The following is a 24,423-nucleotide window of genomic DNA, read 5'->3' on the forward strand; positions in this document are numbered from 1 at the left end:
AAAGACCGACGGTGAGGTTCAGGCTTGGTGCTGGCCAGGCTCAGGGTGGGGATGCGGCAGGCCGGCAATGGGCACTTCGATTACCGCCTGCACGGGCAGATGATCAGACCCCCATCCCCCGCCGTATTGCCTTCCGTTGATGCCTGCGCTGCGGACCAGAAGATCTGGGGACACCAAAATCCAATCAACCCGGGGACGCCGGGATGTCGGTGCACGGTAAGCGGCGAACGTTCCCCACTGTGTAGCCACCCGTCGTGGTGCGGCGTCCAGCGAATCGAGGAGCGTATTTTCGCAGAGCAACTGGGCCAGCGGCGCCGACCCAGGACGTGCATTGAGGTCGCCGGTGACAACCGTCGGGTGCTCGCTGCCCCTCACCAGCCGGGCGATCACCTGAGCGGAGCGGAGCCGAGAATGCGCGGACAGATGATCGAAGTGTGTGTTGATCATCTGTAGGCGCTGGCCGGTTCCACGGTCCTGGAAAAGTGCCTCGATGAGTACCCGGGGAACAAGGTTTCCCCAGGACATCGAGCCGGGTTGGGCCGGGTGATTCGACAGGGCCTTTTGTTCCCAGGAAAGCAGCTCCAGTCTTTGGGCATCGTAGATGATCGGGCATTGTTCGTCTGCTCGTTGACGATCCCGCCCATGACCGATCGCTCGATAAGTCCCGCCCAAGGATTCGATGAGGAAATCCACTTGATCGGCAAGGGCCTCCTGCACCCCCAGTAGGGCAGGCTGCTCCGCTTCCAGCAGTGCGCGAAGTCGAGGCGCCCTCACCCTCCATTGATCGGCTTCGCGTTGGAAGAGGTACTGCATGCGGCGCCGAATGTTCCAGCTCATGACATGCAATGCCGGGGGCCTTCTCTTGCCCACCACTGCCGCCAAGGGCCCCGAGGAGCCACGGCCAAGGTTGGCATCGGAGACATCGGGGCCCATGGGGTTCCTGCTTTCCTAAGAAAACGCCTGTTCCAATGGTTGCAGAGACTTCATTCGTCAATTGTCCTCCAAAAGCCGGCTCGGCAAAAGGAGACGTTCGTGATGCCACGTCGATTCCTAGAGCTGTGCCCTGTCGGCTGCCCGCCACGGCAGGCGACCGATCAAGTCAGCCACGCTGGCATGATCTGCGTGCCGGTGGGTTTGCGCGCACCGAATGATTAGGCTGAGGGCATGGCGACAGTATTACTCGTGCGGCACGGCCGCTCCACAGCCAACGCCACTGGGATGTTGGCCGGACGGATGGATGGCGTCACCCTGGATGAAGCCGGACGGGATCAAGCGGCCCTGACCGGAGAACTGTTGGCAGCGGTGCCCCTTGCCGCAGTCGTGTCCAGCCCCCTCGAACGATGCCGGGAGACCAGCCAGTTCATCCTTGATCGGCAACGCCAGGCACCGGATGCTCCCGTTGAGTCCGACTTGACCGAGTGTGACTACGGCCAGTGGCAGGGCCGCCAACTCAGCGAGCTTGTGACCGAAAACCTGTGGTCGGTGGTGCAGTCGCAACCTTCCGCCGTGACGTTTCCGGATGGCGAGTCCCTGGCCGCGATGCAGACGCGCTCGGTGGCCGCGATCCGTCGCCATGATGCGGCATTCGAGGCCGAGCATGGACCCAATGCCGTTTGGGCGGCAGTCAGTCACGGCGACATCATCAAGTCGGTGCTCGCCGACGCGCTGGGCATGCATCTGGACCTGTTCCAGCGCATCAACGTGGGCCCGGCATCGGTCTCCATTGTGCGGTACGGAGGGCCTCGCCCAAGCGTGTACGCGATCAATACCGAGGCTGGCGATTTGTCTTGGTTGGCCAAAGGAATCAGCGCGGGCGATGCTGCGGTGGGTGGCGGCTCGGGACACCAGACATCAGCGACCAAATCGGCCTAGAATACACACATGTCTACACGTGTTCACGAGTTTTCTTGGCCAGATCGTGTTGTCGTTGGCGCCATCGGTTCGCCGGGGTCTCGTGCGTTCTACCTGCAGGTGCGCGCCGGTAGGCAACTGGTGTCCGTGGCCTTGGAGAAACAGCAATCAGCTGCGCTCGCGGAAAAAATTGACGAGGTCCTTGACCAGTTGAGCACGGTTGCAGGCAATCGCTTCAGTGTCCCGTCGGGGACTCCCATTGAGCTTGTCGACAATGAGCCTCTAGAAGACGTCCAGGTGCAGTTCCGCCTCGGTGCCATTACTTTGGGCTGGGACCCCTCCACAGCCCAGGTTGTCATGGAGTTCCACCCACTGAGCGAGGACGAGAGCGCTGAAGAGGAAGAAATGTTGGTCGTACGCATACCGGTTGGAACGGCCCGTGCCTTCGCAAAACGCACCCGCGAGATCGTGGCGGCCGGCCGGCCGATGTGCCCTCGCTGTGGTTACCCTATGGATCCCGAGGGGCACATCTGCGCTCCTGAAGATCTCTGATGCCTACACCGGACTTGGTGAAAGCCGAGCTGCGTCTCACCGGCCGCATCACGAGCGCATCGAACGCCACGTTCCTGGGCAGCATCGGCAAGACGCAGGTCGTTTACAAACCCATCGCAGGAGAAAAGCCGCTGTGGGATTTTCCCGAAGGGTCGCTGGCCCACAGGGAGGTTGCCTCCTACCTGATTTCACAGACTCTCGGGTGGGACGTCGTGCCGCACACCTGGCTGCGCGATGGGCCGCTGGGCGAGGGGATGGTGCAGCTGTGGAAAGAACCAGATCCCGAGCAGAGCCCCGTAGACCTACTGCCGGAGCATCAGGTATCGCAGAACGGCTGGAAGCACGTTCTCAAGGGGCGGGATGAGAGCGGACAGATCATCGTGCTCATCCACGAGGACACCCCGCAGCTAAGACGCATGGCGGTCTTCGACGCCATCGTCAACAATGCCGACCGCAAGGGCAACCACATTCTGGCCATGCCCCATGGACACCGGTACGGTGTGGATCACGGGCTCACCTTTCACCATGAACACAAGTTGCGCACTGTCCTGTGGGGTTGGTTGGGTGAATCCCTGAGCGCTGAAGAGGTGGCGGGCATCAAGCGAGTGAACCAGGCGCTTTCCGGCGAACTCGGCCACATGCTGGAAGGGCTGCTGAGCGCCGAGGAGATCGCCGCGTTGGCAAGGCGATGCCAGCAGATCAGCATGGCAGGACAGTTTCCGGCCCCACGCGGCCAGATGCCGGCAGTGCCCTGGCCGCTGTTCTGAGGCCACGCAGCACGCCGAACGGCTTCAAGCCGTCCCGGCTTCAACCGCGCTCGCCCCAATCGAGGGCAACAGCCGGGCGGGGAAGCGCTCGAACACGGTCGCGCCCAAGGGTGTTATCCCAGGAGCCAGGTCCGTCATTCGTGCAACGAGGTCGGCGCCTGAGATCACCACTCTGCCCGGGGCAGGTTCGTTACCCCGCGCGGAGTCATTCCCCGGTTCAGTCCTGGAGCACGTACCGCAGTGTTTCCACTACCTGGTCGGTGGTCTTGCACCAGCCCTGCGCCTCGGCGTCAACCTCCTTGAGCGGGTGGACGATATCCTCATCGTGCAGGGTCACGTAAGGCTTGCCCAGCGCCGCACAGTAACCGGCATCGAAGGCTGCGTTCCACTGCTTGTACTTGTCGCCGAATCGAACGACGACGAAGTCCGCCTTTTCAATCAGGGTGCGGGTACGAATGGCGTTGATCTTGGAGGACTGGTGATCACGCCAGAACTGGGTGGAGGTCTCCCCCAGGTAGTCGCCGGCGGCATCGCTGGCCGGGTGGTCGGTCACCGGTGCGGTGAACACGACGTCCAAGCCGGCTGCTTCGGCACCGCGCTGGATCTCCTCGCGCCAGTCAGTGTGGATCTCTCCGGAAAGATAGACGTTGAAACTCATTATTCAATGCTCCTTGATTCGAGATGGACGGACGTGGCTGATCCATTGGATCAACCACCCATCCTAGTGAGTTGCGCCACCGGTATCATGAGACGCACGTCATCCTCTGTCATCGGAGCGCTTTCACCTGCAATATCGCTGCAGATCGGCGAAGACTCCGGAGCCCGGCCCAAAGCCATCGACGACTGGCTATACGCGCCGTCATGAATTAACCGTGGCCTTGAATGCGATCGAATTACTTCCGGGCCTTAACGTAGCAACGACTACGCCCGGACTCTCTTTCTTAACGGCAGCAGCGTGTTCAGCGTGCCGAGGAACCGCGTACCCTCTCCACTTAGGCTCTTCTTTATGGGAGAGAGGAAGCCGAATTTCTCATAGAAGGGCCTCGTACACACGTACCAATCGTCTGCGTGTGATAGCCCCAACATCTTCACGGCAAGCAAGTGAACCGCCCGGCCGTCCCGCCGCGCAAAGAGCTATCTCCCACTGATCCCGGCGAGCGTCGAATCAGTTTGAGGACCGCAACTTCGCCATGTGCCCTCGTGTAAAGTCATTGGGTCAGTAGTGGTAGCGGGCCTGAAGAATCACGAGGTCCTCATCCTCCACCAGGTAGACGAGCCGGTGCTCATCGGTGATGCGCCGTGACCACGAGCCCTGCGCTCCATACTTTAGCTGCTCGGGCTTGCCGATCCCGTAGAACGGTTCGCGCAAACAGGCATCGATGAGAGTGTTGATGCGCTTCAGGATCTTCCGGTCGGCCGTCTGCCAGTGCTTGTAGTCCTCCCAAGCTGACTCGTCCCAGACTAGACGCACTCAGGTTTCCTCGTCGGCGCGATCCAGGTCGTGAACCTCGTGCTTTCCGGCGCGGGCACGTTCGTAGGCATCGAGCAGCCGGCGGGCGTTGGCCGGCGAGCGGAACAGGTAGGCGGTTTCCTGCCACGCAGCATATTCCTCGGCCGACATCAGAACAGCGTTGCCCTTACGAGAAACGATCTCAACGGCATCACGGTCCTCATTCACGCGCTCAATGAGAGGGAACAAGGTCTTGCGCGCCTCGCTTGCGCTGATGGACATGATGGCATCCTCCCCATTTGGACCAGTGGTACTTACTTATGGTACCACTCACCTTTGTCGAGTCACCTCGCGCACGGTGATCGGCGACAACTGTGCTCACCGTACTCGCCGGGCAGACTCAAGTACACTCGCACTGCTCAAAGGTCGTCTAAGTCAATAGATTCAGGGGCGCAGAGTCAAGAAGGACCGGTGGCCCAGGTGGCATGGGTCGATACAGCCAGCGCGCTCGTCCACTTCTGTGCTCATTGCTCACTTACGCCGAGGTTATTGGGTCCAGTCCCATTACGTGGTGTTCTTTCCAATCGTCCCGTCCAAGATCATTGAATCTGTGAATCGGGGGCTGGATCGTATCGGTCAGGCACTCAACGGCATCTCCCCCGACCCGATTCCAGCACCGGCATTCTGGCGGACGGCACTGAGCAGCTTGCGCATGGAGATCTCCGATAAGTACCGCCGCTCACCATAGAACCACTCCTCATGCTGTTCTTGCAGCACCTCACCGATGAGCCGGGTTACTGACTCCCGGTTCGGGAAGATCTGCACCACATCGGCGCGGCGTTTGACCTCCCGGTTCAGCCGCTCGATCGGGTTATTCGACCAGATCTTCTGCCAATGCTCCCGCGGCATCCCCGCGAATGCTGTCAGCTCCGTTTCTGCGGCTTCCAACATCGCTGCGACCTGCGGGAACTGGGCCCGCATACTGCCGGTCACCTACTTGTAATGGGCGCGCACCGCTTTCTGGCTGGCCTGGGCAAAGACGGTGGAGATCAGCGCGTTGACGGGCTTGGAATTCACCGTACCGATCGACTGCCAAGATAACGGAGTAACTATTTCTAAACTACAACTGACACTCGAGCGCTAAGACGGCCGTCAAAAGCAATATCGAAAGCATTCAACGCTGGCTTCCACCGCTGCGTCCACCGGGCCCGGCCCTGGCCTGTCGGGTCCAAGGCCATCAACGCCATATACACGAACTTCAGCGCGGCCTGCTCGGTAGGGAAATGTCCCCGGGACTTCACTGCCTTGCGGATTCGGGCGTTGACTGACTCGATCGCGTTCGTGGTGCAGACAATCCTGCGGATCTCCCGGTCAAACTGCAAGAACGGAACAAACTCGCCCCAAGTCCTTTCCCACACACGGATGATCGCCGGATACTTCTGCTCCCAGTCCTTCTCGAAGTCCGCAAAACGATCCTCGGCTTCACCGAGCGCTGCAGCATGATAAACCAGCTTCAAAGCCGCACTAATGGCAGGCTAATCGGCCTTGGAAGCGTAGGTGAACAAGGTACGCATCAGGTGCACCACGCAAGTCTGCACGAGGGCCTCAGGCCACACAGCACCCACGGAATCCGGTAACCCAAGCAGCCCGTCGCAGACGAGCATGAGCACGTCCTCGGTGCCACGGTTCTTGATTACAGTGAGGAGCTGTAGACAATATTTCGCGCCTTCTCCACCATCACCAGCCCACAAACCCAAGATCTCTCGGTTGACTTCGGAAGTGACCGCCAACGCGACGTAGATCGGCCAGTTAGCGACCTGCCCGTCACGGATCTTGACGTGGATCGCGTCGATGAAAACGACCGGGCAAACCGCGTCCAGGGGCCGGTTCTGCCGTTCGTTCATTCCGGCCAGCACCTTGTTGGTGATCGTGCTGATGGTCGTCTTGGACACCTCAGTGCCGTACACATCGGCCAGGTGAGCTGCGATATCCCCGTGGGACATGCCGCGGGCTGAGAGGGACAGGACGACGTCCTCAATGCTTCCCAGCCGGCGCTGGCGCTTCTTCACAAAGGTCGGTTCGAAGGTCCCTGCCCGGTCACGGGGCACGTCGATGGGAATCGGCCGCCCTTGGTTTGCACGGTTTTGGTGCGGGTGCCGTTGCGTGAATTCTCCGCTTCACCGCGTTCGTGCTTCTCGTAGCCGAGGTGATCAGTGATGGCTTCTTGGCCAATGGTTCCTCGGTGTTCTTCTCGGTACCGTTTGTCGCCACGGTGTCGGTATTCATTTGGTTTCTCTGAGTAGGAGCTACACCAGTAAACTTACAGTCCCCGCTGATGCCATTCGTTCAAGTAACCGATGCCAATATGCCGCTCGACGGCCAGGTCAACCCATCGCGCTGGACATCCAGCGACATCCAGGGGGTCTTCGGGCTTGTCGAGAGACTCCGTCGGAAATGCGTTCGGTTGGGTACCCATGCAGGCTGCACCGCGCTCGAAGGACACGCACTTGCGCAGACTCGACATCGGAACGAACCTGACCACCGCTATGCCGAACTGCGAGCTCGTCGACCTTCCCGGATTCCAGGGCCGACAGTAAGTTGATCGAAACCACGTCGTTCAAGTAAAAGAAGTCGCGATGCAGGCGCACTTTCGGCGCTTTGTACTTGGCCATAGCTGCTTTCTTCCCCCAGTGGTTATTCCGCTAGACGTTAAACCGGAACTCGACCGCGTTCCGAACAGCACTACCGTCTCGACGGACCCAGGCAACCAAGGCCGAGCGCAGGTGCTCGTCGACCTCCTCGACGACACGACCCCACTCAGCAGCCTCGCCCGGGCTCATCTCGCCGGAGACCGGAATGTTCTCGTGGTCGAACACCCACAGTTCCTCACACCCGGTGTGACTGCCACCGGAACCTCGGTGCACGTCGGCCAAGGTGACCTCGTCGGCGTCGATGGCGTCGAACCAGTCGCCGACGAGCCGGCCGGAGTTGTAGCAGTGCAAGCAGCCGATCCAGACTCGCGGCGTGCTGTGCGGGGTGTTCGTGGCCATAGATCTCCTCCTCAATTCGAGGAGAGCGGTGAACGCGACAGGCAGTCAGGCTCTGATAAAGTGACGCGCTAACGCCGCGTCAGCCGCTCTCGGGAGACCTCCCGGGTCCGCTGCGCGGACCGTGGCCTACTTCGACACGATCTCGACCGATGCTGGATCGAACCCTTTGCGCCCTCTGGGCTGCGGGAACACCGTCACAGAAACCAGCGCGTCGATCACTTGACGTCGGATCTCAAGCGATGCGTCCCTGAACGCGCCCGGAGGGTCATCGGTGTCGAGGATTGGCCGCAGCACACCAGCACGTCCCCGAAGCGCCCTTTGGGCCTCCAACTCCTGTATGCGCTCCTCGGCGGCGTCGCGCACGCGCTTGAGGTCACGCCCCTCGATGATCTCCTCGTCGTAATCGTGCTGTGCCCGGCTGATCCTGGCTCGTTGGTCGCTGATCGCAGCATCGAGGGCCTCGGTCTGTGAGCTGTCCTTGGGCTTGAGGATCTTCTTCGCCGCGTCATCCTTGGCGAGACGGGCGCTGATTGCCTCCGTGACGTACTCGTCTATGGCAGGACCAGAGCGGACCAAGTGACCTGGGCACGTGTACCCGCGTGGTGCGCCTGTGACTTTCTTGCCGCAGACCTTTCCAGTCACAGAGACGACGACGCCACAGCGGTACAGTCCACTCCCGAGGCGCTTGCGTTTGGTTGCACCACTGGTGTTGGTCACGCGCTTCTTGTCGTCGAGTATCTCCTGGACCTTCCACCAGGTTTCGTCATCGACGATCCGCTCCCACTGGCCCCGGATCGGTTCTCCGGCGTCGTCGCGGAGGATCTGCGCCTTCCACATCCGACGGCGCTTTCCATCCGCCTGGGCGAACTTCGGCGTGTACGTGCTCAGCGCCGCGTAGCGCGGGTTCCGCAGGATGCCCAGCACGGTCGAGGGAGACCACGGACCGTCCTCGACGATCGGCCTAGGTTCGAGGCCCTGCTGCTCGCGGGCGGCGGCACGCTCGACGCTCACCGTGTGCGTGTGCTTGGGAAGGGGCGAGAGTCCTTCGATTTCCTCGGTGCCGCTGAGCGCCCGGGCGAGCGAACGAAGCGACTCAGGATGTTCGATCCTCGTGAACAGCCTATAGATCGCTCTCACGGCCTCAGCTTCGTCGCGGATCACCTCGCCATTGATGGCGTACCCGAGCGGACGCATGCCCTTCGGGGCTCGCCCCTGCATGGCGCGTTGCCTCTGGGCGGCAGACTGGCGGGCGCTCTTGCGCTCCATCTCGGCGCGCGCCACGGACGCCTTGATGCGCGCGTACATGCGTCCACCGTCGGTGGAGAGATCCGCGTCGCCGTTGGCCGTGACAAGGGCGAGTCCGCGCAGCTCGGCGGCGTCGATCCAGTCCTCCAGCTGGCGGGGCTGCCTGGTGAGCCTATCGAGGTCGTAGCAGATAATCGCGTCGAACCGCCCGACAAGGTAGTCGGCGACCATGCGGTCGTAGTCCGGACGGATCGCGGTTCGGTCGGTGGCGCTCTTCGACTGGTCCACGTAGGTCTCGACGATCTCCCAGCGCCGGAACCGGGCGAGGTTCTCACAGTCCTCGCGCTGGCGGTCGATAGCGAGCCCGTCCATCTCCCGGTCCTGCGAGATGCGGAGGTAGACGGCGGCGCGGCGCGGATCGTTGGCAGCAAGAAGCATGCCTACATCCTGCCACATGATGTAAGCGCTGAACAGAACTCAAGTCACGCCCCTATTCTCCTACGGATGAAATCCTCGAAAGCACCTCACCACCGCGTTCAAGCCGCCTGGAAAGCTCACCGCATTGAGTGTGCGGCAGGCAATAGCGCCGCAAGTTCCGGCGTCCCATAGGTAAGGAAGACCAGCGAGGCGTCATCGCTCTCGTCCCAGGTTGCACGGTCGAACGTGACCGGCAGAGCCTCGACGGGAGACGGATCGAAGTATTCCTCGACGTCGCGTACACCATCGAGTTCGTTGAATGAGAGCCGGGACAGGCTTTCGGCCGGAGGCTTGAGCCGGTAGACCTTTGGGCGCTGGTCGTCCACTTCGAACGCGGCGCGGCTGAGCCCATTCGTTGTGAGCAGACGCTCCAAGTCATGCGGTGTTGTGGCACCGATGAGCTGCGGCGGCTCCTTGATACGGCTCTCACCAGTGGGTTCGCCCAGATCGTCGTTACCCACGGGTTCGTTCTTGATGTCCTCAACCTGCTGGCGGATATCGCCGACCTCAGACTCGATGTCGGTGGGCGTTGTGTGCCCGGTCAGGGCGAGGCGCTCAATGGCCTTTTCAATGTTTGCGAGCACGGGTGCGGCGTCGCCAACGATGTCGGTGAAGTCTCCGTAGTCCTCCGCGATGCCCTTGTACACCTGCTCCTCGACCGTGTCGGCGTAGAAGTAGTTGCTGATGCGGATGTCCTTGTAGGAGGCGCCGATGCGATCAACGCGGCCGATCCGCTGCTCGACGCGCATGAGGTTCCATGGCATGTCGTAGTTGATGAGCCGCCCGGACGTTTGCAGGTTCAGACCTTCGCTCATGGAGTCGGTGCCGATAAGAACTTCCAGCTCGCCACTGCGGAACATGGTCTTGATCTCCGACTTTGTGACCTCGGCCCAGGTCTCGGAGTCGGCGTCGTAGACCTCACCACCGCGGCCGGAGTAGCAGCCAAGCCGCCGGTATCCTGCCGTGATGAGTCGTTCGCGGACGTAGTCCATGGTGTCGGCGTACTGGGTGAAGACAACCACTGACGAGTATGTATTCAGTGCCTCGGTCACGTCAGCAACGAGCTTGCTGGCCTTGCTGTCTTCGCCGGTGATGCTGTCGAGGTCTTGGAGGAACGACTTGAGTTCGGCGATCTCGTCGCGGAGTCGGTCGGCCCTCGTGTCGAACGCCTCCGGCTCGAACAACGATCCTTCAACATCGACGTTGTCGTCGTCGGTGAGTAGCTCAGCGAGGTTCTTGCCATCTTCCAGAACACTCAGCCGACGACGAAGCGACCGCTTGATCGCCTCGAACGAGGAGGTCAGGCGACGGCGATAGACGGTCATGATGAAGCCGAGCGCCTGATTTCCTGCCTCAGCCATGTAGGCGTTGTAGTGGCGACGGATGTACTCCTCGATGCGCTCGTACAGTCGGCGCTCGTTCGGCTCCAGCGGGATGAACTCATCTTTGACGTGGCGGTACGGGATGACCACGTCGTCGGGGATGATCCCTGCCGCTTGGTACTCGCGCATCGTCTTTCGGGTGTTGCGGAAGACTCGATCCCGCATTGGCGTGTGTCGGCGGAGCCACTTGTCCATCCACTCGGAAGTCTCGTTCGGGAACTTGGCCTTCAGGTCGGCACTCGGCGGGTTCCCGGCCAGAGCCGTGACCACGTACGCACCCGTCCAGCCAAGGGCGTCGTCGATTTGCTGTTCGAGGTCAGCGTCCCGCTCGGCCTGTGGGTCGGAGAAGTAGTCCTCCAGCATCGCGCAAAGCAGGTCCCAGTGGCGATGCATGGGGTCGATCGCCAGAAGTTTGAAGTATCGGATGAAGTCGTCGGCGCTGACGCCCCATCGACCGTTGAGTCGAAGCAGAGAGATCAGGTCCCAGGCTTCGTGCGGGTTCATCTGCATCGGTGTAGCGGTGGCCAAGTACAGCGCACGCCACATCTCTTTGTCGCGCATCTCTTGGAGCAGTGCCAACAGCGAGTTCGGAGTATCGGTCGGCTTGGAACCGCGTCGCCGGGCGTGGTGGGCTTCGTCAACTAGGACGACATCCCACGGTCCGGCATCGAGAATCTGACGCCGACGGTCTCGGCGGCGGGCAAGGTGCGACGAAGCAAGCACGATGGGAAACGCCGACCATGGATTGGCGTTCGGAGTAACGGGGATCGGCTGGTCGTAGCGATCCACGAAGATGCCCTTGTCGAAGCGGGCAACATCGAGGTTCATCTTCTCGTGGAGCTCCTCTTGCCACTGCTTCATCACTGACGCAGGCACGAGCAGGAGCGCCTTCGTCGCCCGACCTGAGGTGAAGAGTTCACGCAGGACCATGCCTGCCTCGACGGTCTTGCCAAGCCCTACTTCGTCGGCGAAGAGGTAGCCGCGCGGGTAGGTGCTCACGACACGGTTGATTAGCTCTGCTTGGTGCGGGAGAGGTTGTGCCCATGCCGATCCGACACCGGTCCAGGACGATTCCGTTGGTGCGTCGCGCAATGCGACGAGTTCGTCCCACGCGGCCTCTACATCGAACTCATCGGTGTCGTCGGCCTCCGAGGGTGGTAAGACGACGCCCGGCGCTAGAGGTGGAGTATCGGGCGCGTGCTCGATGAGGTGCATCCGCACTGCCGTCGGCAGGTCGATGACGGCCCATCCTGCGTCGGCGTTGTCTGTCCAGTGCTTCTCGAAGTCGAGCACCTTGTGGACACCCAGGTAGTTCCAGATGGGGACATTCCAGGATGGATAGGCGTCGAACGTCTCGTGGTTCTTGGCCCAGGCCGTGACCGAGGAGTTGTTCGAGCCGTTGAAGGCGACTCTGTTGCCGTAGCCATCCGCGAAGATGCCGTACTTGGTGTGGAAGTAGCGACCCGACTGCTCATGCGTCAGTAGCTCGCCGTTCTCTCCTCGTGGGACACCGACACGAATCTCAAGTCGGGCCGTGGCAACCATCCACGCGAGCACGCTCAGATGCTCGCTCTGAACGATCCGTGCGCCCGCAAGTTCCGGGTCGGCGAGGAGCCTCTCCGCCACTACGTCGTCGAGTGGCGTGCCTTCGATGACGGCGTCCACGTCTCGTTGGGCGAGTTGCGCTCCGACGATCAGTCGCATCTTCCCGCCGTTTGCGAGGAAGTGGGCCGTGCCCTGGGCTGCGTACTGAAGCTCGGCTGCCGACCAGTAGCCCACGGCTCTGTCGTAGTTGACTGCCCTTGACAGCAGCGGCAGGTAGAACGTCTCGAATGGACGATCATCCGGCGAGTAGGTTGCCCCGAGATCAACCGTCTGGAACGAGTCAGGCGACGAAATGGGATCAGTCGAGGACATGTCACTCCACGTCGAACAGTGTGTTCTCGTTGGGGTCTGCCAGTGCGGCCATCTCCTCCGCCTCTGGTAGCACAACATCATCGAAGTAGAGGGTGCAGAGTGTGTCGATGAGTCCAGCTTCCGGTACCACCCAAGCGCCCTTGACCTTGGTCCGCGGGATTGCGTTCGCCAGACCTTGCAGGGTGGAAATAAACCCGGCGTCGCTGGTGTATCCGTGACGGTCGAGGAACCGCTTTGCGGCCTGTTGGCCGTCCACCTCGGCGATGTAGAGCGCGGTGTCAACGGCATCGATGACGTACTCGAATGACGATGCCTCCGGCGTCACTCCCGGGAGCTCAGAGTCGGTGCCACGACGGAGCCGCTCCTTGGGCGTCAAGAGCTTGACCTTCCCAGATGCCTTCGAGACGATCTTCGCGCGCTCCAGTTCATCGACGTCCAGTCCTCCTACTGCGAGAGCCAGGAGACGTGCTGTGTCGAACGGGAACTCTCGCGCACCGAACGTATCCCAGGCCAAGAGCACGAAGTCAGTGAGCCCATCGACCTTTGCGGCCTGTCCGACGAGGCGGGATCGGCGAAGGTCCACGATCTCCTCGCGCGCTAGGGCGAGGGCGTCCTCGGGGCGAAGCAGTTGTTCGCGGCCATCGGCGTCGGGCGTGGATGAGTAGACGGGCCAGTTCTGCGAGATCACCGATAGCGTCGGGCCATAGGTCGAGAGGAGAAGGTCAACTCCGTCGATTCCATCGTGTTGGAATCGTGTCGCAGCCTCTCGTGCCGCCTGGCGGATGTCGTGCTCGATGTCGTCGAGATAGACCTTGTGATCGTCGCCGCGGTCGGCTCGCTTACGACAGACGAGCATGATCGTTGAGGCGGCGGAGTTCATGTTCGCTTGGTGAAGTGAGTGCTCGAACTCAGTGTTCACTGGCCACGATGTTTCGACCGTAAAACCGGCCTGGAGAAGACCCATCCCCAGGGTGTCCCAAGCTTCCGCCCTCTTATGTGTGAACATAACCGACAAAACGCCGTTATCTCGAAGCACTCTCCGCGCGTCGATGAAGATTCCCGTCATCTTCGCTTCATAGTCGAGGTCTGCAAGTTCCTTTTTTCGACGACCCATCGACTCAAATCGCGCCGGGTTTGCGACCGCTTCGTTTTCCTTGTCAGCCCGCTCGTCTCCGAAGAAGTCGGGGCGAATCGCGCCAACGGTCCCCCTCTCCCAGACGTAGAAGAAGTCAGACAGCTCGGCGTACATCACGTTGTCGTAGTACGGGGGATCCATGCAGATATGGGTGATTGAATTGGAAGCCCAAGGCAGCCGTGCCGCGCTTCCCTGAGTCACTGTTGCCGAAGTCTCCCCTGGCAAGTGCTGCGGCAGGGTTTCATCTCCGCTATTCCCAAACATGGCTGCAATGTCGCGGTATGACTTCAGCGTCTGGGACAGCGCCCAGCCGTAGATGTCTTGCGCGCCTTCCATCTCCGCAAACGTCCACTTCATAGCGAAGTTGTGGCTGTCGAACACACTTCGCATACGCTGATAGCCCACGTTCCAGGATGACAGTCGAGCATTCCAATTCAGGGCTTTACCCTGCATCAGCGCGAGCTCGAACAACACGGCTTCAGCAAGCGATTCACCCAGGTCCTCGACAACTTCGGGAATGATGGCTCTGAACTGCTCACCGAATGTCCCATGGACAAGCAGCTGCCTGGGAGAGAAGAAGTCAGTCCAGCGTGTAAGCCCATAGTTGATCGGCTCGCGGGTCTTAAGTCCCCACTCGACATCCTCATTTGGAAGGATACCCAGGGTCTCCCATTCTCCCCGCTTGGAGTCGAGGGCGGTCGCTGCCGCAGAGATCGCTTTAATGTCCGTGTCGGTGGGCAGGCGGAAGGTCGACTCTCCGTTTCTTTCGATAGAAACCGCGTACAACACCTGGCGCATTCGACCAGCCTGGGCCTCGGCTTTGATGTATGTGCTTTCGATTGTCAGGTTGTCATAGGGGCTTACACCAACACCCCGCTTAAGCGTTCCATTCGCCGCTTCACCGGCATCCACCTCATCTCCCTTTAGCAGATCGAAACGAGGTTCCTGGAGTTCGACTCCATCGATAGTTGTGAGGAGTCGCACCGCGGCTTCTTTTCCCTTTTCTTTGCGGAGCCACATCTCAGGAAGCAGTGGGACGAGTCGGCCAGTCCGCGGACAAGTGATCGCATTGGCCCAGATATAGCGAGTGACTTTCTCCCCGGCAGCGGATGGAAAGTACTGAAGGAGGGCTTGCTTCACCCTCTCGACAAGGATTCCACCCCACTTCTTAAGTGGAGCGTTCAGCGAGTTGCCGTGCTTGGCGGGAATTGCAACTCCAGCTTCGAGAACAGCCGCAGCAACACCGTTCAGATCGTTCGCAAAAGTAGGTAGCCCCATGCGGACAGCAGTGAAAGGGATACTGCCTCCACCTGCAGTCGGATCACCGACGTTCGGGAGATCGCCCCAGGTATCTTTCAGGATCAAATGCAGAAGCTCGACATCCTGCGGATTCGGATTGTAACGATACGCTTGCTTGTACGTGAATGGGTTCGCCTTGAGTCGAATTCCAGTAGCCGCTGCGACATCCTTTGCTCTCTGGGCAGCTAACGCATCCCCCTTAATCCCGATGAGCTCAAGAACCCAGCGCCGGTAAGCATCTGAGGACTTCACCTGAGGGATACCAGGGAACTTCTCTGCGAGGGATTCGGTCCAGGCGGGGAGCAGGCCTGTCAAAATAACTGCGGTGGATGCCACCAGCGGCCTCCGTGCCCACCATATATGCAAGTAGGACAGGGGTGGGAGTGCGGAGGACGCGGCTCGCTCGCGGCGCGACTCGATGCCGAGCTCTGCAACGGGTAGCCAGTCCTCGATGAGAACTCGTGGTCTTGAAGTGGTCATGTCGTGTCCTTAGTCGGCAAGGAGGGTCCGGAGTGCTTTGCGGGCGCGGTCGCCGTCGAGTCCCATGCACTTGGAGTACCAGTAATAGGTCTCTTCGGTGCTCATGGCGTTGATTCCAGTGACAAGCGCTCGTACTCGTTCGTGCTTTGCAATAGGTTGAGTCGCAAGCAAAACAAGCGCCAGACGGACTCCCTCAGCCTCGCCAAGGCGGATGGGTGCTTTGCGCTTGAACGCAAGGACGCTCGGTTGATGCCCGGCCTTGCGGATCGCAACGAAGAGCGCATCGACCACGCGTCCCGCCTGAACGGGTGTGGCGGTGGTCACCGGCGCGGTGATCGTGCCGCCGTTCTCGCCGTAGGTTTCTTCAAGCGTGACGCCAAAGGTCTCGCCTCGGCCTGGCGTGACAACGAGGCGGAACCCTCGCACCCCCTCGACCGGCGCGAGGTGGGATGCGGGACGGATGCGCTTGACGGCGCTCACTTGGTGACCTCGGCTGTCATCGTGGTGCTCTTCATACCGAGGTTCTTGATGACTGTGTGAATCTGGCCGAACTGGGGATCCGTGATGTCCAGAGCCGGGGTGAAGCGGAAGACGAGGGTTACCTCGCCCGCTACCTTGGCCGCACCGGTGATCGCCTTCTTCACATGGTTGTACGCGGACTGGAAGTCTTGCCTGTCGGCGGTGCCCTGGAACTGGACTCCGCCGTGGACTCCCTTGAACTCGGCGCGGATCGTTGCACGAACGGCGATGTGCTGCTTTTGCAGCATGCCGAGCGATGCTACGGCGAGGTCGATGTCGCTGGTGCCAGACGCCTCGTCCGCGGTGACCTTCAAGGTCATCGTGCTGACCGTCGGCACGGTGAAGTCGGAAATCTGATCCAGCAGGCTCTGCATTGCCGCACCGCCTGGGCCTGACGCGTTGAAGGTCTTCGAGTTCAGGGTGCGGGTTGGCACCTCGATCTCCTGCGCATCCGCCGCTTCCCGGCTGAGGATGCGCAGGCCGTCGAGACCTTTGTCTTTGATCGCGGATGGCGACAATGCCCGGACTCCGGGGGCTGGCTCTGCGTCGAGGACAACGAACCACTTGTAGTCGCTGGCTTGTACTGCTGTGGCGAGCAGTTCGAGGACATCGTTCTTGGTCGGCTCGCCGCCACATTGGGCTTCGAGGCGGGAGCGAATCTCGGCCCCCGTGAGGTCATCGTTGGTGACAACGGCGCGCAAGTCTGTCTGGGTTGGCTTGCGCACGAGCAAGCCTCGTGACTGGGCTTCGGAAGCGGTCATCACTTCGGCATCGGGTTTCATCTCCGGCGAGAACCCAGCCATCGTGCTCGACGTGTATGTCTTTCCCGTGCCCGCGTCGTAGTAGACCCAGTTTTCGTTCTTCACGCCGTTGACGATCGCTTCGCGGATCAGGTTCGGGTTTCGAACGATCTGGATCGTGTGATCGGTCCAGAAGTAGTCGGCGATGGAGCGGGTCGTCGCTGAGCTCGCGGCGTGCCAGGTCTTCGAGCGGAGGTAGGAGGCTGTGAAGGGACTGCTTCGAATCTTGTCCTCATCTTCGAGCAGACTCAACACCGCCGAGGTCGCGTTCTTCGTGTCGCCCTGCGCCTGAGCTGGAAGCTCGCGATGGCGCAAGTATCCTGTGGTCTTGTCACCAGAGGGGAAGTAGATGTGCTTGTAGCAACGCGTCACGGCGATGCGAGCGTTGAGGGTGGCCTCCTTGTTATAGGCCTCCACCTTCTTGCGCACCTCGTCGCTGAACTGCGACAGACGCGCCGTGTCGCTGGCGAGGTTGTTGGAAGCAATTAGGGCGCGTGCGCGGTCTTTCAAGACCTCGATCTGCTCCTCATCCGGGACTGCGAACACAACAGCGTTGCGGTAGGTTCTCGGGCTGCCGACGGAGCCCACTTTGTCAAGCATCTCGACGATTGCTGCGGGTGGCTGTTCTGCGCCCTTCTGCGTGACTGCTACCACGTTGTAGTCGAGCACGACGACTCTAAGTCCCGCCTCATCGTAGACCTCGGCAGGACCAGACGGGAAGTGGACTGCTTTCGCGCCGCCGTCATTGGCAAATGCGTTACGGATGAGTGTGTCCACCATCGCGGCTACTGCCGTGTTGGCGACGTTGCGCTTCTCGGTCTCGATGATGGCGTTGACGTTCGGCTCGATGTTGAAACGCCACCGGCCACCGTCGAACGACAGGTGCCAAAATACTTTCTCGGATTCCGTGAGTGCTTTCTCAAAGATGGCCGTGTCTTCACCCGGACGGAGCGTGCCGACGATCCAGTCATTGCGCCCAGCTCCTGCTGTCGCCACCATTTCCAGGGAGTGTGTGAACACGGTGCGCGCTACGCGGGTGGCGTACTCAGGTTTACCCGGGAAGACATCGGCATCCACCGCCGCCGCGTGCGACTGCTTGCCTGCGAAGTCGCCCTCTGCCACCGACGCGTATTCGGCCCGTCCGAGTCCATCAGTGAGGTGGTTAAGGACCGGGTCGTTGTCGAAGTCGATGTCGCCAACGTTGATGATCGCTGTGTCATCGTTCGTGTCGTAGATGTGCGCAACGACCTCTGCGAGCAGCTTCAGCGCGCCGCGCGCCCGCTGGAACTGGGTGATGTTGCCCAGCCGCTTGTCGAGTACTCGGACCAGCTCAGGGTGGAACGGATAGGTCGTCGTGACCAGTTCGCCATAGGTCGCGGGGTGTTCCGCGCCGCCGGCCAGCTGCTCGGTCTTACCCAGAGACTCGTAGAGGTCGCGGTATGCGTCTCCTGCTGCTTTCGCCGCACTTTCGTCGACTGACTCGAAGATTCGCTTCTTGAGAATTTCGCCGATCTCGTTGTCGTCTGCCGGACGGATCACGGCGGATGGCTGGATGGCCCGGGTAAGCACATCGCCGGTCTCTTCCGCAGCCTTGACCGAGGCGGCGTTCGAAGTGTCGGCGCGTTCCTTTTCATCGCCGGTCAGGTCGCTGATCTCGGTTGTTTCGGCACCGAAGGCGTTGGTCGTCGAGGCCAGGGTGATGATGACGGACACTTTGTTGGTCGGGTCGGAGGCGACCTCAAACAGATTCCCCAGGAACACGGGGATTGCCCGTGCCATGCGACGCACGTCTTCGCTGCCGGAGGACGACACTGCACGCAGGTACTTGGCGATCTCGTCCACGATGACGATGGTTGGGTTGCCTCCGAAAGCAGCCTTGATCGTGCCGGTGCCCGGAGCGGTCCGCTGGGCATCGTTCGCGGCCATCGCGTCGTACGCAGTGTCACCGATCTGCGCGGCCATCTCGCCCCACAGTGTGTAGGTGCGGTGCCCTTCCGTCTCGACGCCGGCCGTGGGGTCAAGCGCGTCACCGACGAGCGCGGCCACCTGAATCGGCCCATCAGGTAAGAGCGCGGGGTCGATGAACTCCGCGATGTTTGTCGGGCGTGCCCCACCGGCGAGGTGGTAGACGGCGGTGAGGCCGTGGGTCTTGCCGCCGCCGAACGAGGTCGTGGGACGGAGAACCCCGTTCTCCCCAGCGACGCCCTTCGCTCCCGTGACGCGGCCAAAGGTCTTGGTGAGGAGCGTCTTCAAACCAGAGGTCGGATAGGTCTGCGCGAAGAACGCTTCCGCGTCGCCGTAGACCGGGTAGTGCTCGGCGTCCCGCACGACCTTGTCGAGCTGGGCCGCGAAGTGGTTGTCGGCCAAGCCGCCCTGCAGGACGTCTTCCCGTGGCACACAAGCAGTACGCAAAGGGACCAAACTGATATCGCTCATCACATACCTCGGGATCGTTGCTACTTCTTGCTACCTGATGTAAGTCCGGTACGGAACTCGACGACGTCGCCGTCCTGCATGATGTAGTCCTTACCTTCAATGCGCGCCTTGCCTGCGGCCTTGGCGTTGGCAACGGAGCCGACCTCGACCAGGTCATCAAAGCTGACCACTTCGGCCTTGATGAAGCCGCGCTGGAAATCGGTGTGGATCACCCCGGCGGCCTCCGGTGCGGTGGCCCCCTTGGGAATGGTCCAGGCACGGGTTTCCTTCGGCCCGGCAGTCAGATAGGTCTGCAGCCCCAGGGTATCGAAGCCAACCCGGGCCAGCTTGTCCAGCCCGGATTCCTCGATGCCCGCGTCTTCGAGCATCTCCACGGCCTCGTCTTCTTCCAGCTCGGCCAGCTCGGCCTCGAACTGGGCGTCCAGGAAGATCGCCTCGGCCGGGGCCACCAGCTCGGAGAGCTTGGCCTGCATCTCGGTGTCGGCCAAGCCCGCCTCATCGGTGTTGAACACGTAGATGAACGGCTTGGTGGTCATCAGCTGCAGCGAGGCGATTTCCTCCAGGTCGACTCCGGCCGCGGCGCCGGCGGCGTAGAGCGTCTTGCCCTCTTCGAGCACCTTCTGCGCGGCGAGCACGTTGTCCATGAAGGACTTGTCGATCTTCTTGCCGCGCAGTTCCTTCTCCAGGCGGGGCAGCTGGTTCTCAATGGTCTGCAGGTCGGCCAGGATCAGCTCGGTGGCGATGGTCTCGATGTCCGACTCCGGGTCCACCTTGCCGTTGACGTGGATGACGTCGTCGTTCACGAACGCGCGGGTGACCTGGCAGATGGCGTCGGCCTCGCGGATGTTGGCCAGGAACTTGTTGCCCAGCCCTTCACCCTCGCTGGCGCCCTTGACGATGCCGGCGATGTCCACGAAGGACACGGTCGCGGGCAGGATGCGCTCGGAGCCGAAGATCTTGGCCAGCACCTTCAGCCGCTCATCGGGCAGCGGGACCACACCGACGTTGGGTTCGATGGTCGCGAAGGGGTAGTTGGCCGCCAGCACCTGGGCACGGGTCAGCGCGTTGAACATGGTGGACTTGCCGACGTTGGGCAGTCCGACGATTCCGATAGTAAGAGCCACGGGAGACGATTCTACCTTTTGCTAGGGGTGGGAGGTGAACTGGGTGCGCCGCGCACCTTTTGGCGCGTGGCGGAGCCGGGCGGGCAGTGCACGATTAACGCGAGGTGGTGGGGGTGCCGCGTCCGCCCAGGGCGCGGGAGTCATCCCCAGCTTCCTTGAGCTTGCCGCGGATTTCCTTGGGCAGCGAGAAGACGATGTCCTCCTCGGCCAAGGTGATTTCTTCCACGTCCCCAAAACCGTATTCGGCCAGCAGCTCCAGCACTTCCTGCACCAGCACGTCGGGCACGGAGGCCCCGGAGGTCACACCCACGGTGGAGACTCCCTCGAACCAGGACTCATCTACTTCGTGAGCGAAGTCCACCCGGTAGGCGGCCTTGGCGCCGTAGTCAAGGGACACCTCGACCAGGCGCACCGAGTTGGATGAGTTTGAGGAGCCCACCACGATCACCAGATCTGATTTGGGGGCAATTGTCTTGATGGCCACTTGTCGGTTGGTGGTGGCGTAGCAGATGTCGTCGCTGGGCGGGTCCTGCAGGTTCGGGAAGCGCTCCCGCAGCCGGCGCACGGTCTCCATGGTCTCGTCCACGCTCAGGGTGGTCTGCGAGAGCCAGATCAGCTTGTCCGGGTTCTTCACCTGGACGGTGTCGGCCTCTTCGGGGTTGTTCACGATGGTGGTGGCGTGCGGCGCCTCACCGTAGGTGCCCTCCACCTCCTCGTGGCCCTCGTGGCCGATGAGCAGGATTTCATAGTCATTCTTGGCAAAGCGCACCGCTTCGCGGTGCACCTTGGTCACCAGCGGGCAGGTGGCGTCGATGGTCTGCAGACCACGGTCCTCGGCGGAGCGCACCACGGCCGGGGAGACGCCGTGGGCGGAGAAGACCACCAGGGCGCCCTCGGGCACCTCATCGGTTTCCTCCACGAAGATCGCCCCGCGGGCCTCCAGCTCGGAGACCACGTGCAGGTTGTGCACGATCTGCTTGCGCACGTACACCGGCGGGCCGTAGTGCTCCAGCGCCTTTTCCACCGCCACCACGGCACGGTCCACCCCGGCGCAGTAGCCGCGCGGGGCAGCCAACAGCACCTTGCGCTGGTTCACATTCGGCGAAGCGTCGGCGATCTCCTGAGGTGAACGTCGGGTCCGCGGGATGCGGGGCATCGGCAGGGAAACCGGAATGGAAGTGGAAGTAGCCATGGCACTAGTCTACGAAGTGGACGCAAGTTAGCCCATGCTCATATGATGCGCACCACCGCCGCGCGCCTGTGAGGTTGGCCTCTGCCGGTCAAGACCAGGGCGCCGTGCGGCACGGAATTGTCGGTGCGGTGGTGTAGCGTCACAGGTGCGAACGGGGCCGGTCCAGGCCTTATTCGCCCCGGACCCAGGTGAGGAGAAGCGCGAATGGAATCCCGTGCCCCGGACACGATGCCGCTCACGGCCCGTGAAACCAGCCCGGAGAACCCGTGGCCGCTGCGCGTGCTCTCCGAGAAGCTGAAGGCCCATATTGAGAACTCCCCCATCTCCTGGGTGGAGGGCCAGCTGCTGGAGGCCAATATCCGCAACGGGCACGCCTACCTGACGCTGCGCGACGTGGATGCGGACTACTCCTTCTCGGTGACCGTGTGGGCCTCGGTGATGCGCGGGCTGGCTACCAAGCCGGAGGTGGGCTCCCGCGTGGTGGCCCGGGTGAAGCCGAATCTCTACACCAAGACCGGACGGTTGTCGCTGAACGCCACCGACCTGCGCCCGGTGGGGCTCGGCGAGCTGCTGGCCCGGCTGGAGCGTCTGCGCCAGGCGCTCGGCGCGGAGGGGTTGTTTGCCCTGGAGCACAAGAAGCCGCTGCCGGTGCTGCCACGCACCATCGGGCTGATCACCGGGCGCGATTCGGATGCGGAGAAGGACGTGGTGCGCAACGCGACGCTGCGCTGGCCGGCGGCGCGCTTTAGGATCATCAACACCGCCGTGCAGGGCCGCGACGCCGCTTCCCAGGTGATGGCGGCGTTGGCCCAGCTGGATGCGGACCCGCAAATCGATGTCATTGTCATTGCCCGCGGCGGCGGGGCGCTGGAGGACCTGCTGCCGTTTTCCAGTGAGGAGCTGGTTCGCGCGGTGTTCGCCGCAACCACCCCGGTGGTCTCCGCCATCGGGCACGAGGCGGACCGCCCGATCCTGGATGACGTGGCCGACCTTCGGGCCTCCACCCCCACGGACGCGGCCAAGCGCATCGTGCCGGATCTGCAGGAGGAGTTTGCCGGGCTGGCCCAGGCCCGGGACCGGCTGGATAGGGCCATCAACCACCAGCTGCAGCGTGAGGCCCAGCTGCTTGAATCGCTGCGTGCCCGCCCGGTCATGGCGTTCCCCGAAACCATGATCACCACCCGCCGCGAGGACCTCTCCCGCTGGCGGGAGCGGTCCACTCAGCTGCTGGGCCATCGGGTGGACCGGGCACGGGACGAGATCCGCCACCTGGCCACCCAGGTGCGGGCGCTCTCACCCCAGCAAACCCTGGACCGCGGCTACGCGGTCGCCCAGGACGCGTCCGGGGCCATCATTCGTGATGCCGCGGTCCTGGAGGCGGGGGCGGCGGTGCGGGTGCGCGTCGCGGCCGGCCGGTTCGACGCCCAGGTGCGCGATGTCCACCCGGAACCTCGTGAGACGTAGTCCCGCCCGGCGCCGCCCCATGTGAAACTTCCCAGACGCCCGTGAATGACAAGGATATGAAAATGACCCAGCAGCTCCCCGAAGACATCGTCCAGCTCAGCTACGAACAGGCCCGCGAGGAACTGGTCTCGGTGGTCAACCAATTGGAGACCGGCGGCGCCAGCCTGGAGCAGTCCCTGAAGCTGTGGGAGCGCGGTGAGGCGCTGGCCCTGCACTGCGAGAACTGGCTCAACGGCGTTTCCCAGCGCCTGGAGCAGGCGCGGCAGCGGGTTGAGGACATGGAGGACGAGGACTAGGTTCCCCACCCACCAACCTGCGCGCTGCTCCGGGGCACACGACCACCCCGCTGCCCGGCCGGGCAAAGCCAGCCTGGGGGCGCGGATCCGCACTCCGGCGGCAGCCTGCTGGCTAGTGCGCCGCTTCCAGCCGCGCCCGCTGTGCGGCGACATCGTAGGTGGCCTGCGGCCACTGCGGGTTGATCTCCCCCAGCACCTGCTGCAGCAGTTTGGCCACGCACCACCGGGCGGCCCACTTGTGGTCGGCCGGAACCACATACCATGGAGCCGCCTTGGTGTTCGTCCGGCTGATGGCGATCTCGTAGGCGCTCTGGTATTCGTCCCACAGCAGGCGGTCATCCACGTCCCCGGTGGCGAACTTCCAGTGCTTGGTTGGGTCATCCAGGCGGGCCATCAGCCGCTGGTACTGCTCCTCCCGGCTCAGGTGCAGGAAGACCTTCAGCACCCGGGTGCCCTGGTTCACCAGGCGCTGTTCAAAGTCATTGATCCGCCCGTAGCGGGATTCGACTTCCTCGGCGGTGCTCAGCTTCCGCACCCGGTGAACCAGCACATCCTCATAGTGTGAACGGTCGAAGACACCAATCATCCCGGCCTGCGGCACCTGGCGTTCAATGCGCCACAGGAAGTCGTGGGCCTGTTCCTCCGGGGTCGGGGCCTTGAAGGAGTGGTGGGAGACGCCCTGCGGGTCCACCAGTCCCAGCACGTGGCGGACGATGCCGCCCTTGCCGGAGGTGTCCATCCCCTGCAGGATCAGCAGCACCGAATCCTTTGAGCCGCCGGCGATGGCCGAGGCGAACAGTTTTTCCTGATCGTCGGAGAGCTGCTCGCCCAGATGCTCCAGGGCCTTCTTCCCCTCGGCCTTGGATTGTGGTGCCTGTACCGGCCACCAGTGCGGCAGGCCGGTCTGGCGCTCGGCCAGGCGCGGCTCGCCGCCAACCCGCATCCCCAGGATCAGGTCACTGTTTTCGACGTTGCCGTTCATGGTTG

The 24,423-nt window shown here is 62.2% G+C and carries 18 protein-coding genes and 2 pseudogenes; 5 read left to right on the forward strand and 15 right to left on the reverse strand.

Translation table 11 applies throughout. The features are described 5' to 3' along the window. Positions 1–18: 18 nt before the first annotated feature. Entirely contained in the window at positions 19–933 is a 915-nt protein-coding gene (locus GcLGCM259_RS10235; RefSeq protein ID WP_175419392.1) for an endonuclease/exonuclease/phosphatase family protein, read from the reverse strand. A gap of 231 nt (positions 934–1,164) precedes the next feature. Here GcLGCM259_RS10235 and GcLGCM259_RS10240 point away from each other — a divergent pair, with 231 nt between their 5' ends. The 3 genes from GcLGCM259_RS10240 to GcLGCM259_RS10250 are packed head-to-tail and all read left to right on the forward strand — an operon-like array spanning position 1,165 to position 3,170. Beyond that, positions 1,165–1,872, forward strand: a complete 708-nt coding sequence (locus GcLGCM259_RS10240) for a histidine phosphatase family protein (RefSeq protein WP_138926555.1) — start codon at positions 1,165–1,167, stop codon at positions 1,870–1,872. Between the two features lie 9 nt (positions 1,873–1,881). Beyond that, positions 1,882–2,403, forward strand: coding sequence for an Rv2134c family protein (locus GcLGCM259_RS10245; RefSeq protein WP_138926556.1), 522 nt, complete (start codon positions 1,882–1,884; stop codon positions 2,401–2,403). After that, positions 2,403–3,170 carry an Rv2133c family protein gene (locus GcLGCM259_RS10250; RefSeq protein ID WP_138926557.1) on the forward strand — a complete coding sequence of 256 codons (768 nt, stop codon included), beginning with the start codon at positions 2,403–2,405 and terminating at the stop codon, positions 3,168–3,170. Before GcLGCM259_RS10245 ends, GcLGCM259_RS10250 begins: the two co-directional genes overlap by 1 nt. Before the next feature lie 217 nt (positions 3,171–3,387). Here the strand turns inward: GcLGCM259_RS10250 and GcLGCM259_RS10255 are convergent, their stop codons facing one another. The 13 genes and pseudogenes from GcLGCM259_RS10255 to GcLGCM259_RS10315 all read right to left on the reverse strand — a co-directional run bounded on the left by GcLGCM259_RS10255 (position 3,388) and on the right by GcLGCM259_RS10315 (position 21,676). Next, positions 3,388–3,828 carry a YtoQ family protein gene (locus tag GcLGCM259_RS10255; RefSeq protein WP_138926558.1) on the reverse strand — a complete coding sequence of 147 codons (441 nt, stop codon included), beginning with the start codon at positions 3,826–3,828 and terminating at the stop codon, positions 3,388–3,390. Positions 3,829–4,386: 558 nt separating this feature from the next. Further along, positions 4,387–4,641, reverse strand: a complete 255-nt coding sequence (locus tag GcLGCM259_RS10260; protein ID WP_138926559.1) for a Txe/YoeB family addiction module toxin — start codon at positions 4,639–4,641, stop codon at positions 4,387–4,389. Then, positions 4,642–4,902 (reverse strand): type II toxin-antitoxin system Phd/YefM family antitoxin, encoded by a 261-nt coding sequence (locus tag GcLGCM259_RS10265; RefSeq protein WP_138926560.1) that lies wholly within the window; start codon positions 4,900–4,902, stop codon positions 4,642–4,644. A 354-nt stretch (positions 4,903–5,256) separates the two neighbouring features. Continuing rightward, positions 5,257–5,712 (reverse strand): annotated as a pseudogene (locus GcLGCM259_RS10270) (transposase); the annotation flags it as partial. A gap of 23 nt (positions 5,713–5,735) precedes the next feature. Beyond that, positions 5,736–6,853 (reverse strand): annotated as a pseudogene (locus GcLGCM259_RS15585) (IS256 family transposase). Between the two features lie 469 nt (positions 6,854–7,322). Then, a complete protein-coding gene (locus GcLGCM259_RS10280; protein WP_138926561.1) occupies positions 7,323–7,670 on the reverse strand; it encodes an antirestriction protein ArdA in 348 nt (115 codons plus the stop codon). A gap of 126 nt (positions 7,671–7,796) precedes the next feature. Beyond that, entirely contained in the window at positions 7,797–9,353 is a 1,557-nt protein-coding gene (locus GcLGCM259_RS10285) for a recombinase family protein (RefSeq protein ID WP_138926562.1), read from the reverse strand. Between the two features lie 116 nt (positions 9,354–9,469). Beyond that, a complete protein-coding gene (locus tag GcLGCM259_RS10290) occupies positions 9,470–12,691 on the reverse strand; it encodes a DEAD/DEAH box helicase (protein WP_175419393.1) in 3,222 nt (1,073 codons plus the stop codon). A 1-nt stretch (position 12,692) separates the two neighbouring features. Continuing rightward, on the reverse strand, positions 12,693–15,605 hold the full coding sequence (locus tag GcLGCM259_RS10295; RefSeq protein WP_138926564.1) for a DUF1156 domain-containing protein: 2,913 nt from the start codon (positions 15,603–15,605) through the stop codon (positions 12,693–12,695). A 9-nt stretch (positions 15,606–15,614) separates the two neighbouring features. Beyond that, complete coding sequence (locus tag GcLGCM259_RS10300; protein ID WP_138926565.1) at positions 15,615–16,085, reverse strand: DUF7680 family protein; 471 nt, start codon at positions 16,083–16,085, stop codon at positions 15,615–15,617. Continuing rightward, positions 16,082–19,360: an ATP-binding protein gene (locus GcLGCM259_RS10305; RefSeq protein WP_138926566.1), complete on the reverse strand. Its 3,279-nt coding sequence runs from the start codon at positions 19,358–19,360 to the stop codon at positions 16,082–16,084. Before GcLGCM259_RS10305 ends, GcLGCM259_RS10300 begins: the two co-directional genes overlap by 4 nt. Before the next feature lie 20 nt (positions 19,361–19,380). Further along, entirely contained in the window at positions 19,381–20,484 is a 1,104-nt protein-coding gene (gene ychF, locus GcLGCM259_RS10310; RefSeq protein ID WP_138926567.1) for a redox-regulated ATPase YchF, read from the reverse strand. Between the two features lie 94 nt (positions 20,485–20,578). After that, complete coding sequence (locus GcLGCM259_RS10315) at positions 20,579–21,676, reverse strand: 4-hydroxy-3-methylbut-2-enyl diphosphate reductase (protein ID WP_138177322.1); 1,098 nt, start codon at positions 21,674–21,676, stop codon at positions 20,579–20,581. A gap of 204 nt (positions 21,677–21,880) precedes the next feature. Between GcLGCM259_RS10315 and xseA the strand changes: the two genes are divergently transcribed. Both xseA and GcLGCM259_RS10325 read left to right on the forward strand, forming a co-directional pair. After that, positions 21,881–23,140 (forward strand): exodeoxyribonuclease VII large subunit, encoded by a 1,260-nt coding sequence (gene xseA / locus GcLGCM259_RS10320; protein WP_138926568.1) that lies wholly within the window; start codon positions 21,881–21,883, stop codon positions 23,138–23,140. Between the two features lie 62 nt (positions 23,141–23,202). Continuing rightward, the gene (locus GcLGCM259_RS10325; protein WP_138926569.1) at positions 23,203–23,436 is read left to right on the forward strand and encodes an exodeoxyribonuclease VII small subunit; all 234 of its coding nucleotides are present in this window, start codon (positions 23,203–23,205) and stop codon (positions 23,434–23,436) included. 112 nt (positions 23,437–23,548) lie between these two features. On the opposite strand, the gene GcLGCM259_RS10330 is transcribed toward GcLGCM259_RS10325, so the two are convergent. Then, the gene (locus GcLGCM259_RS10330) at positions 23,549–24,418 is read right to left on the reverse strand and encodes a PPK2 family polyphosphate kinase (RefSeq protein ID WP_246049525.1); all 870 of its coding nucleotides are present in this window, start codon (positions 24,416–24,418) and stop codon (positions 23,549–23,551) included. Positions 24,419–24,423: the final 5 nt, after the last annotated feature.

This window comes from Glutamicibacter creatinolyticus, assembly GCF_006094275.1.
In the GTDB taxonomy this organism is placed as follows: Bacteria; Actinomycetota; Actinomycetes; order Actinomycetales; family Micrococcaceae; genus Glutamicibacter; species Glutamicibacter creatinolyticus.

Coding starts and splice junctions, on each gene's coding strand:
- GcLGCM259_RS10235 (WP_175419392.1), bottom strand. CDS start 933: ATGGGCCCCGATGTCTCCGATGCCAACCTTGGCCGTGGCTCCTCGGGG.
- GcLGCM259_RS10240 (WP_138926555.1), top strand. CDS start 1,165: ATGGCGACAGTATTACTCGTGCGGCACGGCCGCTCCACAGCCAACGCC.
- GcLGCM259_RS10245 (WP_138926556.1), top strand. CDS start 1,882: ATGTCTACACGTGTTCACGAGTTTTCTTGGCCAGATCGTGTTGTCGTT.
- GcLGCM259_RS10250 (WP_138926557.1), top strand. CDS start 2,403: ATGCCTACACCGGACTTGGTGAAAGCCGAGCTGCGTCTCACCGGCCGC.
- GcLGCM259_RS10255 (WP_138926558.1), bottom strand. CDS start 3,828: ATGAGTTTCAACGTCTATCTTTCCGGAGAGATCCACACTGACTGGCGC.
- GcLGCM259_RS10265 (WP_138926560.1), bottom strand. CDS start 4,902: ATGTCCATCAGCGCAAGCGAGGCGCGCAAGACCTTGTTCCCTCTCATT.
- GcLGCM259_RS10280 (WP_138926561.1), bottom strand. CDS start 7,670: ATGGCCACGAACACCCCGCACAGCACGCCGCGAGTCTGGATCGGCTGC.
- GcLGCM259_RS10285 (WP_138926562.1), bottom strand. CDS start 9,353: ATGCTTCTTGCTGCCAACGATCCGCGCCGCGCCGCCGTCTACCTCCGC.
- GcLGCM259_RS10290 (WP_175419393.1), bottom strand. CDS start 12,691: ATGTCCTCGACTGATCCCATTTCGTCGCCTGACTCGTTCCAGACGGTT.
- GcLGCM259_RS10295 (WP_138926564.1), bottom strand. CDS start 15,605: ATGACCACTTCAAGACCACGAGTTCTCATCGAGGACTGGCTACCCGTT.
- GcLGCM259_RS10305 (WP_138926566.1), bottom strand. CDS start 19,360: ATGAGCGATATCAGTTTGGTCCCTTTGCGTACTGCTTGTGTGCCACGG.
- GcLGCM259_RS10315 (WP_138177322.1), bottom strand. CDS start 21,676: ATGGCTACTTCCACTTCCATTCCGGTTTCCCTGCCGATGCCCCGCATC.
- xseA (WP_138926568.1), top strand. CDS start 21,881: ATGGAATCCCGTGCCCCGGACACGATGCCGCTCACGGCCCGTGAAACC.
- GcLGCM259_RS10325 (WP_138926569.1), top strand. CDS start 23,203: ATGACCCAGCAGCTCCCCGAAGACATCGTCCAGCTCAGCTACGAACAG.
- GcLGCM259_RS10330 (WP_246049525.1), bottom strand. CDS start 24,418: ATGAACGGCAACGTCGAAAACAGTGACCTGATCCTGGGGATGCGGGTT.